The sequence below is a fragment of the Thermophagus xiamenensis genome (genome assembly GCF_900112795.1).
In the GTDB taxonomy this organism is placed as follows: domain Bacteria; phylum Bacteroidota; class Bacteroidia; order Bacteroidales; family Marinilabiliaceae; genus Thermophagus; species Thermophagus xiamenensis.
Genome location: NZ_FONA01000001.1, coordinates 258,385 through 273,953 on the forward strand (window position 1 = coordinate 258,385; position 15,569 = coordinate 273,953).

General features: G+C 39.8%; 12 protein-coding genes and 2 pseudogenes. 7 read left to right on the top strand and 7 right to left on the bottom strand.

Going from position 1 to position 15,569, the window contains the following annotated elements; translation table 11 throughout:
• Nucleotides 1-22: 22 nt before the first annotated feature.
• The 5 genes from BM130_RS00990 to priA all read right to left on the bottom strand — a co-directional run bounded on the left by BM130_RS00990 (nt 23) and on the right by priA (nt 7,036).
• Nucleotides 23-1,576 (bottom strand): lytic transglycosylase domain-containing protein, encoded by a 1,554-nt coding sequence (locus tag BM130_RS00990; RefSeq protein ID WP_010526892.1) that lies wholly within the window; start codon nt 1,574-1,576, stop codon nt 23-25.
• A 127-nt stretch (nt 1,577-1,703) separates the two neighbouring features.
• Nucleotides 1,704-2,363, bottom strand: a complete 660-nt coding sequence (locus tag BM130_RS00995) for a DUF5683 domain-containing protein (protein ID WP_237706100.1) — start codon at nt 2,361-2,363, stop codon at nt 1,704-1,706.
• A gap of 24 nt (nt 2,364-2,387) precedes the next feature.
• The gene (locus BM130_RS01000) at nt 2,388-3,272 is read right to left on the bottom strand and encodes a ParB/RepB/Spo0J family partition protein (RefSeq protein ID WP_010526890.1); all 885 of its coding nucleotides are present in this window, start codon (nt 3,270-3,272) and stop codon (nt 2,388-2,390) included.
• A gap of 23 nt (nt 3,273-3,295) precedes the next feature.
• Entirely contained in the window at nt 3,296-4,096 is an 801-nt protein-coding gene (locus BM130_RS01005) for a ParA family protein (RefSeq protein WP_010526889.1), read from the bottom strand.
• A 468-nt stretch (nt 4,097-4,564) separates the two neighbouring features.
• A complete protein-coding gene (gene priA, locus BM130_RS01010; RefSeq protein WP_010526888.1) occupies nt 4,565-7,036 on the bottom strand; it encodes a replication restart helicase PriA in 2,472 nt (823 codons plus the stop codon).
• 380 nt (nt 7,037-7,416) lie between these two features.
• Between priA and BM130_RS01015 the strand changes: the two genes are divergently transcribed.
• Both BM130_RS01015 and BM130_RS01020 read left to right on the top strand, forming a co-directional pair.
• Nucleotides 7,417-8,769, top strand: coding sequence for a UDP-N-acetylmuramate--L-alanine ligase (locus BM130_RS01015; protein WP_029626511.1), 1,353 nt, complete (start codon nt 7,417-7,419; stop codon nt 8,767-8,769).
• Between the two features lie 242 nt (nt 8,770-9,011).
• Nucleotides 9,012-10,031, top strand: a complete 1,020-nt coding sequence (locus BM130_RS01020) for a DUF4097 family beta strand repeat-containing protein (protein WP_010526885.1) — start codon at nt 9,012-9,014, stop codon at nt 10,029-10,031.
• Nucleotides 10,032-10,187: 156 nt separating this feature from the next.
• Here BM130_RS01020 and BM130_RS01025 read toward each other — a convergent pair whose 3' ends face one another.
• Complete coding sequence (locus BM130_RS01025) at nt 10,188-11,501, bottom strand: acetyl-CoA hydrolase/transferase family protein (RefSeq protein WP_010526884.1); 1,314 nt, start codon at nt 11,499-11,501, stop codon at nt 10,188-10,190.
• A 498-nt stretch (nt 11,502-11,999) separates the two neighbouring features.
• On the opposite strand from BM130_RS01025, the gene BM130_RS01030 reads away from it, so the two are divergent.
• From BM130_RS01030 to BM130_RS01045, 4 genes are all read left to right on the top strand, one after another.
• Complete coding sequence (locus BM130_RS01030; protein WP_010526883.1) at nt 12,000-12,329, top strand: hypothetical protein; 330 nt, start codon at nt 12,000-12,002, stop codon at nt 12,327-12,329.
• A 10-nt stretch (nt 12,330-12,339) separates the two neighbouring features.
• Entirely contained in the window at nt 12,340-12,807 is a 468-nt protein-coding gene (locus BM130_RS01035) for a hypothetical protein (RefSeq protein WP_010526882.1), read from the top strand.
• Nucleotides 12,808-13,267: 460 nt separating this feature from the next.
• Nucleotides 13,268-13,900, top strand: a complete 633-nt coding sequence (locus BM130_RS15535; protein WP_010526881.1) for an RHS repeat-associated core domain-containing protein — start codon at nt 13,268-13,270, stop codon at nt 13,898-13,900.
• 328 nt (nt 13,901-14,228) lie between these two features.
• On the top strand, nt 14,229-14,618 hold the full coding sequence (locus BM130_RS01045; protein ID WP_010526880.1) for a hypothetical protein: 390 nt from the start codon (nt 14,229-14,231) through the stop codon (nt 14,616-14,618).
• Nucleotides 14,619-14,654: 36 nt separating this feature from the next.
• Here the strand turns inward: BM130_RS01045 and BM130_RS01050 are convergent.
• Nucleotides 14,655-14,939 (bottom strand): annotated as a pseudogene (locus tag BM130_RS01050) (helix-turn-helix domain-containing protein); the annotation flags it as partial.
• Between the two features lie 94 nt (nt 14,940-15,033).
• Between BM130_RS01050 and BM130_RS01055 the strand changes: the two are divergent.
• Nucleotides 15,034-15,569: pseudogene (locus tag BM130_RS01055) on the top strand (IS1634 family transposase); the annotation flags it as partial.

A 15,569-nucleotide genomic window follows, 5' to 3' on the forward strand; every position in this document is an offset into this window, starting at 1 on the left:
GCTAAAAATTACCTCCCAATTATCATGATTTGGGTTTTATTTTAAGTTTTTGGCCGGGTTTGATATGACGGGCATTTTTTATATTGTTTAAACGCAATATATCGGTATCGGTTACACCCGGATATTGGCGGGCTATGGACCAAACACTATCCCCTTTTCCGACGACATGGTAAATGTAGTCATCGTCATCTGTCGAATCAGCCAATTGGTCATTTGTTGAAGTAGAATATCCACTCTTTTGACGGGCAATATTTCTATAATAATCTGCTTTATCTTCATCGACATAAATGACCAACTTCTGTCCCACACGTATCAAGTTACCTCTAATATTATTCCAATATCTGAGGGTTGAGGTATATACATCAAACCAGTCGGCTATCAAACCCAAGGCATCGCCCGACTTTACTGTGTAATATATTTTGGTTTTTCCGGGGGGCGGGGCCGATGAGACACCTAATGTGCTACCGGGCTTTATGACCAACTGATTGTTTGGAAAAAACTTTTCTCTCTTATGATTATAAATGGTATCCTCACGAGAGGCAAAAAAAGTGGACTGATGAAAAGCCAATCTTAGCGGATAGGCCTGATTTTGCGCAGGAATAATATCCCTTCGGTATTGTGGATTCAATTGTCGGATAATATCAATGGGGACATCCAGCATTTCTGACACTTGAAAAAAATGTAAAGGCCTTGATATCATAACTGTATCTGTGGCAACCGGTAATAATGAAGGGCGCGGCTTTAAGTCATGTTCCTTATAATAATGAAAGGTATAAGTGGCTGCAATAAATGCAGGAACATATCCTCTTGTTTCTCGTGGCAAAAGATAAAACAATTCCCAAAAATTTCTTTTTCCACCACTTCGACGAATAGCACGGTTCACATTCCCCGGACCACAATTGTAGGCAGCAATTACCAATTGCCAATCGCCGTATATATTATACAAATCACTTAAGAATTCAACAGCTGCCCGAGTCGACTTATAAGGGTCTCTTCGCTCATCAACGTATGAATTTATTTCCAGACCATACTGTTTCCCGGTGTAATACATAAACTGCCATAGGCCGGAAGCACCTGCACGGGAAAAGGCTCGTGGATTCAAAGCTGACTCGATAACCGGTAAATATTTTAATTCCAGCGGCAACCCTGCTGCATCCAGTGCCGATTCAAATACCGGGAAATAATATTCAGAGAGACCAAGCATGGTTTCAACCTGCTCCCGGCGCTTCAGGGTATAGAGTTTTATGAATGATTTTACGTGATTATTGTAAGTGAGTGGAATGGCCGAAACAATCTTACTAAGGCGCCCAATAAGAACAGAATCACTGAATTCATGCCCAGAAACAAAAGAATCTTCATATATCGTGTCTACAACAAGGCCCGGGGTTGTTGTTGCATACCAAATATTAACCAGGCTGTCAAGCGACTGAGAAAAAAGATCTGCTGTAACCGATGAGGTCATACTTAAAGTGTCATTCATCGCCTTCTGACCGGTTGATTTTATTGGTATGCCTACCAAACCCAGGAAAGAAAACAATAACAATGGGTATATGGATAACAAATTATTTCGTTTCATTTTTTGGTAATTTTGTGTATATCACGAAACCGAAGAAAGTAAAAGACAACACTGAATGGCCCAATCGGGTTGTCGATAATGACAGGTTACGGGTTACAGTCCCAAAAGTTTCAACACTCACAACATATTAAAAATTAAACGACAATCGAATCCCTATATTTTGATTTGAATAAGGTGTTGGCGCCATAATTACAGGTTGTACATTCAGCGACAAGTCATCACTCACATCAAAATCATAGAAATGAGCATCCACAGAGGCATCAATCAGATTCAAAACATAAATGGCCACCATCCCTATGTAGCTTAAATCCCGATATCGGCGATAGTAGTCCCGTTTATTTTCCAATGCTTGTTCAAACCATTCCGCATATTGGCCTTCAACATCTTCAACGGTAAGGGTCGGAGGTAGAATATCAGCATACGATTTATTGCCCGGGTCCTGGATTAAAAAATCACGGTACGCATTTTTGTATTTGGTATAGTTGGTAGAGTTGAAATGGATGGCATAAGCCATCGAACCAATAACCCCATATATTATCGGTATTTTCCAATATTTTTTATTGTAGGCCTGACCGAGTCCGGGTAATATGGCAGAATAAAAAGTAGCTTTATGAGGTGAATGGATTTTTTTTCCCGGAAAAGGAAAAACTTCCTGAAAAGTGTTGCCCTCACCTAAGGAAACGGTGTCAGTTTTTATGACTTCCTGAGCATTGAGCGAGGATGTTCCAACCCCTACCAAAAGAAAAACAGCCATTATGAGTGCACACTCAAACCTCCTCCACTGCATAAATTCCATCCTTCCCTTTTAAAACTATTTTGTATTGGCTTTGTCAAGGACATTAACAATCTTCTCCAATTCATCGTCATTGCGGAATGGAATAACAATTTTCCCTTTCCCGTCATTCCCTCTGCTAAATTGAATATTGGTTTTAAAAAAGTTGGATAATTGTTGCCTCAACTGTTCATACTCTTCCGGCAATTCTTTCTTGTTCTCTTTTTTGTTACTTTCTTCCTCGCCCTTAACGGCCTTCCGGACTAACTCCTCAACCTTTCTTACACTAAGGTCTTCCTTGATAATTTTATTGAAGATTTTAAGCCGTAATTTTTGATCGTCCAGATTAATAAGAGCACGGGCATGCCCCATAGATATCTGTTTTTCCCGAAGACCCAGCTGAATTTCGGCAGGTAATTTAAGCAAACGAAGATAATTGGAAATAGTAGAACGCTTTTTCCCTACGCGTTCCGACATGCTTTCCTGCGTCAGGTTACACTCTTCCATCAAGCGTTGATAACTAATAGCCACTTCTATTGGGTCGAGGTCTTCACGCTGAATATTTTCAACCAGAGCCAATTCCAGCATGTCGTCATCTTCGGCATTACGAACATATGCCGGGACTGTTTTAAGCCCTGCTAATTTAGCTGCTCTGAAACGCCGTTCCCCTGCAATCAATTGATATTTATCCTCTGTTTTACGAAGGGTGAGGGGCTGAATGATGCCTATTTTTTTTATGGATGAGGCCAATTCATTCAGGCTCTCTTCATCGAACCGGGAGCGTGGTTGCCAAGGATTTCCTTCTATTTTATCAATGGGGATTTCGTTAATGGACGCTTGTGGTTTAGGGGTACTCCTGGTGTAATCCTCCGAATTGTCGATTAAAGCACCAAGGCCTCGTCCCAATGCATTTTTTCTTGCCATTGTATTCTCCTGTATCTTCTTTTTTAGTTGGCTACTTTATTTTTGTTATCAATTTGGGTAAGGTTGTTTTTTTGCAATAATTCCCGTGCCAAATTTAAATAGTTCATGGCTCCTTTGGAAGAAGCATCATACATAACCACGGCCTTACCATAACTGGGGGCTTCACTCAATTTAATATTTCGCGTAATAAGTGTTTCAAAAACCATATCCTGGAAATGTTTTTTCACTTCTTCTACCACCTGATTAGAGAGTCGAAGCCGGGAATCATACATGGTTAGCAAGAATCCTTCAATTTCCAGGTCAGGATTAAGACGGTTCTGTATAATCTTGATTGTATTAAGCAACTTGCCTAATCCTTCCAATGCGAAGTATTCGCACTGAACCGGAATAATAACTGAGTCGGCAGCTGTCAAAGCATTGACGGTAATCAGACCCAAAGAGGGGGAACAATCAATTAAAACAAAATCGAAATCATCCTTTATATTGTTAATAACATTTTTAAGTACCTTTTCGCGGTCGGGCATGTTTAACATTTCAATTTCAGCCCCTACAAGGTCTATATGGGAAGGTAACAGATACAGATGATCAATTTCTCCCTTTAGAATAGCCTTATGAGGATCTTCCCCATCTACAATGCATTCGTAAATGCTGGTTTCTACTTCCCGCAGGTCAAACCCCAAACCAGAGGTAGCATTGGCCTGTGGATCTGCATCAATAACCAATACATTGTATTCGAGGACAGCCAGGCTGGCAGCAAGATTGATAGCGGTTGTGGTCTTCCCCACACCCCCTTTTTGGTTTGCTAATGCAATTATCTTAGCCATAAATTATAATTTTTTCATAGTTCTTAGTTCCTAGTTCTTAGTGATTGGGGCAACCTTGTTCGTCCTTGTACCGACCCCAAAACCTAATTATCAACCCCTTTCACCTCTCGTCTGCCTGTGCACTTTTAATATTTCTGTTGTAACAATCTATTTTGATCAAGCTCGGTTCATCCTTAAAATAATTTATTTCATCAGATGGGGACGTGTGCGACCTCGATCTTTAAAGGTTCGTATGGCGACAATTCTTCCGTATTTTGCTTAATTAATTGTAATATTGCTCCAATAAAAACCAGGTTATTTTTCTATCCGAGAAAATTTTAACCTCTTTTCGACAACTGCCAAAGTTATACTTTTATATTAAAAAAATAACTTTAAGAGGACCTTTTATTTCTTTAATAAACAAACATAAAGCTAATAAAAACAGCATTGCACGTGCCTACAAAGTTATAAAAATCCGCTTATTTTTTGTTACAGTGGATCCACATCGGCATGTACAGTCACATATTTCCATCGCTGATTGCTTAAAGTTGCCTCAATGGCTTCTTGAATAATATTTTTAACGTGAGCGGCCGAAAGACCTTTTTCAAATTTAATTAAAATTCGCGACAAATACTGATTTTGTATGCGTCCTACAGGTGGTTCCTGTGGTCCCAGGACTCGACTGCCCAAAACTGCCCGCAGCCGGTTGGCCAGTGCTTCGGCGGCAGTATCAACCACTTCTCTTTGTTTATGTTTAAGCACCAGATAAATAAGCCTGAAATAAGGGGGATAAAGATAGGCACGTCTTTCCACCATTTGGGTTCGATACATTTGGTCATAGTTATTTTCAACGACAAATTTAATTATAGGATGTTCGGGCGAAGAAGTTTGCAACACTACGGTGCCTCTTTTGTTTTTCCGCCCGGCACGACCGCTTACCTGCGCCATTAATTGAAATCCTCTTTCAAAGGCTCTGAAATCAGGCATATTCAAAATATTGTCGGCATTCAATATGCCTACCACATTTACATTATCGAAATCCAATCCTTTCGTAACCATCTGGGTGCCAATCAGAATATCCACAGCACCGCTCTCAAACTGAGATATTATCGTCTGATACGACTTTTTCGACCGGGTAGTATCAAGGTCCATACGGGCTACTTTCGCCTCTGGAAACAACAATTTTACTTCTTCTTCAATTTTTTCTGTACCAAAACCCTGGGTGACCAATGCAGGGCTGCCGCAAGCCTGACATGTGGAGGGCGTTGTCACTGTATTACCGCAATAATGACATACCAATTGATTCATTTTCTTATGATAGGTCATGCTCACATCACAATATTTACAGCGCGGAACCCATGAACAAACAGTACATTCCAAAAAAGGTGAAAAACCCCGCCTGTTCTGAAACAATATGATTTGTTGCTTATTGGACAGGGCTGCCTCCATCTGTTCAAACAATGCGGGTGTAAAATGCGACTTCATCTGCTTTTTTCGGCGGGCTTCTTTAAGATCAGCCACCAAAATCCTAGGCAACTGGATTCCCTCATATCGGGTATTAAGCTTCACCAGTCCGTATTTTCCCCTTTCGGCATTATAATAACTTTCGATTGAGGGAGTAGCTGTTCCCAGCAGCACCTTTGCATTGTGCATATGGGCGAGCATTATGGCGGCATCGCGCGCATGATAACGCGGAGCCGGATCAAATTGTTTAAAAGAATGTTCATGTTCTTCATCAATAATAATAAGCCCAAGGTTTCGGAATGGTAAAAATATAGAAGAGCGAACCCCCAATATGATTTGATAATTTTTTTCTTCCAGGAGATCGCGATAAACTTCTACACGTTCCTCATTGCTAAACTTCGAATGATAGATTCCCAGCTTGTTACCAAAATGTTGCTTCAATCGATTGGTGATTTGTGTGGTAAGAGCAATCTCCGGAAGCAGATAAAGCACCTGTTCCCCTTTCTGTAAATATTTTTCTATCAGATGAATATACAGCTCCGTTTTCCCACTGGAGGTGACGCCGTGAAATAATACCACCGTATGCTCATTAAAAGCCTTTTCTATTTCATTAAAAGCTTTGAGTTGGTCGTCGGTAAGTTGATGTTTACTTTTTAGATCGCCTTCACTATGGTCAAGCCTATCCACCTCATCAGAAAACTGCTCCAAAATCCCTTTCTTTATTAGCTCTTTAAGTGCCGAAGCCTGACCGGGATGCTCCTGTAGTAATAACTTACGTGCTATACCTTTTCGTTCCAAAACCTTACCAACACCACCCGAAAGCTGAATCAACTTCATGAGCAATTCCAATTGTCTGGGCGCCTTTTCAAGAGCATCGAAAGCTTTATGTAGAGCCTGCTCATTGCAATAGGCTTCACTCAATCTCAAGAAATTTTCAGTCTTTGGCCGGTATCGCTCTTTTAAACGTTCGCTGACAAAAACAGCCTCTTCATCTATCAGCTTCTGCAATAAATTAAAACAATTCTTCTGTCCAAGAAAATCATTAATATCAGCAACCGAGCAGCTCTTCTTTTCTGCCAAAAAATCAAGCACCTTAACGGCTTTAGGAGGCAGGTCATCAATTTGCTCATAATCCGGATTATAATACACCCGGGTTTCGCTTTCCAATTTCAGTCCGGAAGGGAGGGCTGCTTTATAAACTTCACCCAAAGTGCACAAATAATATTGAGCTATCCACCGCCAAAAGTCAAGTTGCTGTGACGTCACCACCGGCGAACCATCCAATACCGTTATAACAGGTTTGGTATCATAATTTTCCGGACGATTATGGTGTAAAGAAGATACAATGCCCGAATATTGTTTTTTCTTTCCAAAAGGAACCACCACTCGCATACCGGGGGTTAAATTACGAAACTCCTCTTCTGGTGGCACATGATAGGTAAAGAGTCGCGGAAGAGGTAGTGGTAAAATTATGTCGGCATATAAATCGGTTGTCATCTCATTCGTATAAATTTTACTTACTTCATTGATATATTGGTTCTTAAAGTAGTCATTAGTGGTTAGTGGTTAGTGATTAGTCATTAGTAATAAGTTTAGCAACATTAGTCACTAATAACTGTTGACTATTGACTAATCACTAATGACTGTTGACTTCTTCTGCCTTCTGCCTGTGCACTTCTGCCTTTGTATCTTCCTTGCCCATGAGTTTCATTAAAAAGCCTAAAGTTAAAAAAAGAACTTCGTCATCAAAACTGCAAAATTTATAGTCAGGCCATCTATTATTGCATACCATTGACCATCGGATAGTTTTAAAAAGATTTATTTTTTCCGCAAAAGTTTTACTTTCTTTGCTGACAGGTCTATAATTCAGCAAAATTATGAGAGTACATTTTATCGCAATCGGGGGCAGTGCCATGCATAATCTGGCTATTGCTCTGCACCAAAAAGGTTTTGTTGTTAGTGGGTCGGATGACCAGGTGTTTGAGCCAAGCCGGAGTCGACTGCAGAAATATGGATTACTGCCATCGATAGAAGGTTGGAACCCCGATAGAATTACCGAAGATATAGATGCTGTTATTGTTGGAATGCATGCTCGCCCCGACAATCCCGAACTTTTGAAAGCTCAAATGCTGGGAATTAAAATATATTCCTATCCCGAGTATCTTTTTGAACAAACCCGACAAAAAAAACGGGTGGTTATTGCCGGAAGTCACGGAAAAACCACCATTACCTCTATGCTTTTGCATGTAATGAAAGTTTTAGGGAAAAAAGTAGACTTTATGGTCGGTGCCCGCCTCAAAGGATTTGAAACCATGGTTCATTTATCTGATGATTCGGATATAGCAATCTTTGAAGGTGATGAGTATCTGTCGTCACCAATCGACCGACGCCCTAAATTTTTGTGGTACCAACCTCATATTGCTTTAATATCGGGAATAGCGTGGGACCACATCAATGTATTTCCTACTATTGAAGAATACAACCAACAATTCGAACGGTTTGTCCAAACCATACAACCCGGCGGAACTCTTTTCTACTATGGTGGTGACCCGACATTAAGAAATATTGCACAAAGCCTGAATTCCACAGAAACCGTTGCTTATGATGCATTGGAAGCAAAAACAGAGCAAGGAAAAACCATAGTACATTATGGTAAAAACAAGTATGAGTTAAAGATATTTGGACAACACAACCTACAAAATTTGTCGGGCGCTCTATTGGTGGCCCAAAAAACGGGAATCGCTCCGACTGATTTTTTGGAAGCCATGCAATCGTTCGAAGGGGCTTCCCGTCGATTGCAGATATTGGCCGAAAACAAGGATGCAACGGTTTTTTTCGATTTTGCCCATGCCCCTTCCAAAGTTAAGGCCACAGTCGCTGCTGTTAAAGAACAATATCCTCATCGCCACCTCACCGCAGTGGCAGAACTTCATACTTTTAGCAGTCTGAACCGAAAGTTCTTACCTCAATACAAAGATACCCTCATGGCTGCCGACAATGCAGTAATTTTTTATAATCCGGAAGTTATAAAACATAAAAAACTGCCACCCATAACTCCCGACGATGTAAAAGCCGCCTTTGGTTCCCCAAGACTGCGCATCATCACCAATGCAACTGAATTAGAGACCTTTTTAACTCAATTGAAACCTCTTAACGGCAATCTTCTGGTTATGAGCTCCGGAAATCTGGGAGGAATAAACCTCCGGAGTATCGCTTCCCAAATAATTTAACGTTATTAAGGTGTAACTTAATTTCTTTTGAAGCGTCCCACCTATAGATTAAATTCTTAGCGGGGGTAAGATTATTGTACCTAAAAAGATTCCTTTGCCGGGGTGAAACAAATACGCCCATCATGAAACACATGTTTATCACAGCTTTAAAGAGCCAATAAATTCATCTTTTCAGGTATCCCCGATGATGCATGATTTTGGGAATATTTTCGGAAACCGATAACCTTTAAAACAATAAACTAATGAAGCATCTTCTTATTATTTTTTCGATTATTTTTTGGAACAGCTGTATGCTCACAAATTCACAACAGCTGATAGACCACATCGACACTACATTTGGTGATATAGAAAAAATTACGGTTGAAGGGTTTATTTGTGACATCAGGGTAGAACCCGGCAATTCGAACGAAGTACATCTCAAAGGAGAAATACGAAGCACCAGAAACACCCCTGATCTAACCATACTAACCGACCGAAAAGGCAATGAATTAAAAGTTTGGATTGAACACAAAAATATCACACGCGGCAGCATACAAGGTTTTTTAAATTTTACTGCACCCTCCAATGTGGTTTTGGATTTGAATACGGTGTCGGGTGATATTAATGTCATTAATATTGTAAGCGACAATGCCCAATTAAATACGGTTTCGGGCGATATTTCCATAAGCGGTGCAGGGGCTGGCACAGATATAAAAACTGTATCCGGCAACATCCATGCCTCTGAAATTGGAGGTCCCTTATCAGCCCATGCCGTTAGTGGTGATATGAAAATTGAAAACATTAAAGGTCCGTTTAACGGCCGCAGTACATCCGGCAATTTCTATTTTAACATGATAGAAGGTAAATGTTCGGCTACATCCACCTCCGGAGATATAATAGCCGGTAACCTGTTAAACGGTGCTGAATTTAAATCTACTTCCGGAGACATTAAAATTTCGGTGTTAAAAGGAAATCTTTTTACAAAGACCACATCGGGCGATGTTAAGCTTTCGGATATTACCGGCTCTGTAGAGTTGTGGACCACCAGCGGAGATCAAAAAGGTGAGAACATAATGATTCTGGACTCCGGCAGCTTTAATTCTATTTCAGGTGATATTTACATTGACCTGGACAATGCCTTAGAAGAACTAAGCTTTTGGCTTACTTCCCAATCCGGAGATATAAAAGCCGGAAACATGAATGGCGAAAAGAATTTGCAAATCGAAAAAGGCAGGATTCGCATCAAAGCCTCCAGTACTTCGGGCGATTTGATTTTCCAATAATATCTTGCGTTTACCTAGAGGTCGTCTATTGATGACATTTCACGAATAGTTGAAGCGAATAAAAAATATTGAGAAGGTTTATAAAAACAAAAACTCTGTGTCCTCGTTAGCACCCCAAAGAGAAACACAGAGTTTTTTATTAGCAGCTAAATTGGGTTACTGCTCATTTTTTTTGCAGATAAAATGGAAATGAGAGCCAAAGCGTTCATAGGCTGCTTTTTCCAGCATCTCCCGATGGTCGGGATGAGCTATAGAAATGATGAGGCGGGCTCTTTCCTGCAGTGTCTTTCCATAGAGGTTCACCGCACCATATTCGGTAACCAGCCAGTGCATGTTAGCACGTGTTGTAACCACTCCGGAACCTTCCATCAATGTGGGCGTTATTTTTGAAATACCTTTCGATGTTACCGATGGCATGGCAATGATCGGTTTACCACCTTCCGAATAACCGGCACCACGGATAAAATCAATTTGTCCGCCTACACCGGAATAGTGTTTGGTACCAATAGAATCGGCACAAACCTGACCGGTAATATCCACTGCCAGGGCCGAGTTGATGGCAGTTACCTTTTTGTTTTTACGGATAATTTCAACACTGTTGGTGTGGCGCACATCTTTCATGGCCACCATAGGGTTGTCATCCACAAAATCATAAAGTTTTTGTGATCCCATAAGGAAAGAAGCGACCATCAAACCTTTATCAATTTGTTTCTTTTTACCGTTAACCACACCTTTTTCGACCAGAGGAAGGATACCATCAGAGAACATCTCGGTATGAACTCCCAAATCCTTATGGTTGCCCAATTCGGCCAGCACAGCGTTGGGAATACCACCAATACCCATCTGCAGGCAGGCACCATCTTCTACCAGCTCGGCTACATTATGTCCAATGGCACGGTCGATGTCGGTGAGGGGTCCATTTTCGTGAATATACAAGGGCTCATCATGTTCCACAAAGTAGTCGATATCCCGCATATTGATTTGGGAATCGCCCCATGTACGCGGAACGTATTTATTAACCTGAGCAATAACAACATCAGCAGTTTCAATAGCTGCCAGGGTAGCATCTACAGATGTTCCCAACGAAACATAACCATGACGGTCGGGAGGTGAAACCATTACCATGGCCACATTCACTTTCAAATATCCTTCACGAATCAGTTTTTGCGTCTCGCTCAAAAAGACAGGAATATAGTCGGCATAGCCAGACTGTGTCACTTTGCGGACATTAGCACCTACAAAAAATGATTCAAGCTGAAAAACCCCTTCAAGCTCCGGATCGGCATAAGGCGCCGGCCCTTCAGTGTGGATGTGCTGAACTTTTACATCGTGAAATTCCCCTTTTCGGCCGCGTTCCACCATGGCGTTAATAAGAGCGTGAGGTGTAACGGCTACACTGCTCAAATGTACGCGGTCGCCTGATTTGATAACTTTAACAGCCTCTTCGGCAGATACGGTTTTATACTGCATGTCGAAATAAATTTTATAATGTTCTGTTAGATTTTTCTAAAGCTGAACAAAAGTAGTTGTTTTCCTTCATTTTTCACTGATTAGTGTCACTTTATCAGCTGGTTTACGCTGTATTTAAAATCATTCTTAAGAAATAAAGATTTATTTCTTTATTGAATTCAGCAAGTTGCAGAATTTGAGGATACATTTTATCTTTTCTTACAAAAATTGCTAAATTTCGTTAATCTTTTTAAAAGGACATCCAAGAATAATTATAGGTAAAATTCACTACCTTAGCGGGGTAACGGTTTAGCAGCCATATATCTTGAAGAGGATGGAAACAGCCAACTCTACTACGCCTACACCGATTACTTGGGCTCTTTGACCGCTTTGACAGACAGTGACGGCAACGTCGTGGAACACAATGCATTTGATCCGTGAGGAAACAGGCGTGATCCGGATAACTGGACCAGTCTTAATACAAGGAAAGGTGCAGCATACGGAGCGGCTGGAGGATTAATGTACGGCAGTTTAACAGAATTAGGTTATCAAGCACAACTAAAATGGGGCAGAAGAAGTGGATTAAATAGCGCTGCTACTGACGCAATAGCTGGTGGCGGTAAGGATGCTATTAATCAAATGAAAAGTGTGGGTGGTGGCCCAGGAGGAAATGGTAGCACAGCCAACGGCACAGGTCTTGGGGAAGTAAGAGTTGTTTATAATACCAGGACAGGAACAACAACTGTTTATTGGGTTGTGGATGGAGGTTATTGGCAGCCACCTTCGCCATACCAATATAATAGTCCCACGATGCCTAATGTTGTAAATTGGCTAAGATTGCATAGATAATATTAAGATAATGAAAAATATAAAAGTGATTATATACATAGTTGCCATTATTTTAGGAATTATTTTTCTATACTGGTACGGGAAAATGAATCAGAAAAAAAAGGAAGATATTGCGGAAAAAGGCACTGAAACTATTGGGACTGTTATAAATAGAACAATAGTAAGAAAGCCTAACCAATTTGAGACTTTTATGATAAAATTCGATTTCGAATATAATGGCAAGAGAGTTCAAAGCAGCACACTATTTACCGAAAAGTGGTATTATGAAAATGCAATAACCGGGATGAAATACAAGGTTAAATACTTAACCGATTCTCCCAGAAAAAATGCTGAGATATATATCAACAAACCAATTGAAGGCGAATATACTAATATTGAAAAGGAAAGAGAACGCATTCTAAATACATATAAGGATGCGAAAGTAAGCTTAAAAAAGAACGCTCGCCCTTTAGATGAGATACAACATTTATTGAAATGAACTTTAAGCCTCGGAGAAATCCGGGGCTTTTTACTTATGCTTGTTCCAAAGTTCAATAAAAGTATCGATTTCCGGTTCCAAATCATCACGGATAATTTTTCTAAGCCAACCCTTTGGAAGACCTTGGATTTATGAACCGGAAGAGTAGTAAACCTGCTGTCAGGGTGTTTAATCTGGTGGTGAGAGCAATTAATATGAATAATAACAACGAATGGCTTGTAAGATTTTAAAAATGCTTTTCCAGGCATTACCGGAATTGGAGGCATAGGGAAGTGTTCATCAAATTGTGTCCTTATTATTTTTGTGATGAACCATAATTATTTAATAAAATTTATAATGTTTATTTTCTAGTAAGTGTCGCAGATATGCAGAAGAATAGATAGTGAGAAATAGTAGTTCTTTGAGATGTTGCCCTGTTGGTTTGATTTTGTAGGCTAAGGAGGTTGGAAATTCATCTTGGGTGATATTTATCCGCGACTATACCGGACACGAGCATTTATTGGCCTTCGGCCTGATAAATATGAATGCCCGACTATATGATCCGGCCCTTGGTCGTTTCCTTAGTCCTGACCCTTATGTTCAGATACCGGATTTTACGCAGAATTTTAATAGGTATAGTTATTGCATTAACCATCCCCTCAAGTACACAGACCCATCCGGAGAGTTCTTTTTGGGAACAATTTTAACTTTTGTTGTGGATGCTTTAAAAACTGCTTTTTTTGATGGTGGCTTAGACCCAACAAGTAAAACTGCACGACAGAATGCTTGGCGGGATTTTGACCCTACAGCTGAATGGTCGTCTACTAATAAAGCTTGGAAAATTGATATTGGTGGTTTTAAAACTGACCCGAATAGGACAATAGCAGGCAGAGGGCTACAATTATTATCAAGATGGACATGGGAATTGCCTCAGACGGTACTTGGAAAAGCTGCCTCACATTCACGAAATTGGTTAGGACAAGTAGATAACGTAGATTATTATGGTGGAGCTACTTTGGTTAATGATGATGACCCGAGTTATGGAGGAGCATGGGGATTTACATTAGGACCATATATAAACTCTAAAAAAAATTGTAGCAGACCCAAATGTTAGCGAAATTTTCAGACATGAATACGGTCACACTTTGCAAAGTAGGTTGGTTGGTCCATTATATTTGACACATGTAGCATTACCAAGTCTTGTTGGTTCTGGGTTAGAAGATTTAGGGTTAAATGACCACAATAGAGAATGGTATGAAACCCAAGCAAACAGGATGGCTTTTAGATACTTTAGCAATCATGATAATGGAGCATTAACTACTTTATCTTGGGATGATAATGATTACCCAAGAGAATACAATCCAAACTGGTATTGGTTTTTTGCTCACCCACCTTTAATGTCAATGTGGTGGTTGTTCTTTTAAATATAAAAAATTAAAACAATGAAGATGAATTTATTAATAATACTGTCGTTAATGTTTTGTAGCTATAGCTGTGAAAAGCTTGCCGACCACACTTATATTTTAAGGGTTCAAAATAATACGAAAGATACAATACAGGTTTATGCTGGATATAATTATCCAGACACAGCACTAAATGTAGAAAAGCCTATTTTAAAAATCGGTTATCCTGATTACGAAACAAGATTAGAAAGCAAAACAGATTGGAAGGATAAGTTGCAAGGTGATACCCTTAGCATATTTATTTTAAGTAAAGATACTGTTGATACTTATAGTTGGGAAGATATAAGAAGTGAATACAATATCTTAAAACGTTATGATATGAGTATTAGTGACTTGGAAAGTCAGAACTGGACAATAACATACCCATAGAAAAAGAGAACGCTCGGCAACCACCGAGCGTTCACTTTATAATAATGTTTGCAATTTTGCTTTAGTAATAAATGCATCCAGGAAAGCGTAAATCATTTTTTTATCGTCAGGCTTCATTTTATCAACATCCTCAATCTGTTTTACCATCTCTTTATTTAGCTGCTTTTCTGAAGCTCTCACCAAATAATCTAAAGAAACTTCAAAAGCATCTGCCATCCGTTTTGCTATGTCGATAGACGGAACAGCGTCGCCACGTTCGTAGCGTCCCACAATCTCACGGGAAACCTGTATTTGCTTTGCCAGTTCGCTTTGCGACCAGCCTTTTTCCTGTTTTCCGCACTTTTTCGGGGCACCCTCTTAACTATCTGTAAATCAATCATGATTTTTTAAATTTGGGTGTCCCAAATTTATTTCTATGTTTGTCAGAAAGAAACGCAACGCTTCCGGAAGCCTTTCTGTACAAGTAATACAGAAAGTGCGAGGCAAGTATAAAGTAGTAAAAACAATAGGGGGTGCCACAACACGGCACAAGGTAGAAGAACTTGTCAATTTGGCTCAACAGGAAATAAAAAAACTTTCTCAACAACAAGAATTGTTTGAGAGTGAAACAGATGCAACTGTAGATAAGGTTTTTGCAGCATTGCAAAATGCCAGTATTCGAACAGTTGGTCCTGAAATTATTTTTGGGAAAATTTTCGATTACATCGGATTTGGATCTATCAATGAACCAATGTTTCGGCATTTGGTAATTTCCCGTATAGCTTTTCCTCTGAGTAAGCTTAAAACCGTTGACTATTTGTATCGTTATCAAGGCAAAAGTTTAGATATTGATGCCGTTTATCGCTTTTTGGATAAGCTTAACGGCAGGCTTAAATCAGAAGTAGAGCAAATTGCCTTTGCTCACACGAAAAAAGTTTTAGCAGGTAATATTAGTGTTGTATTCTATGATAT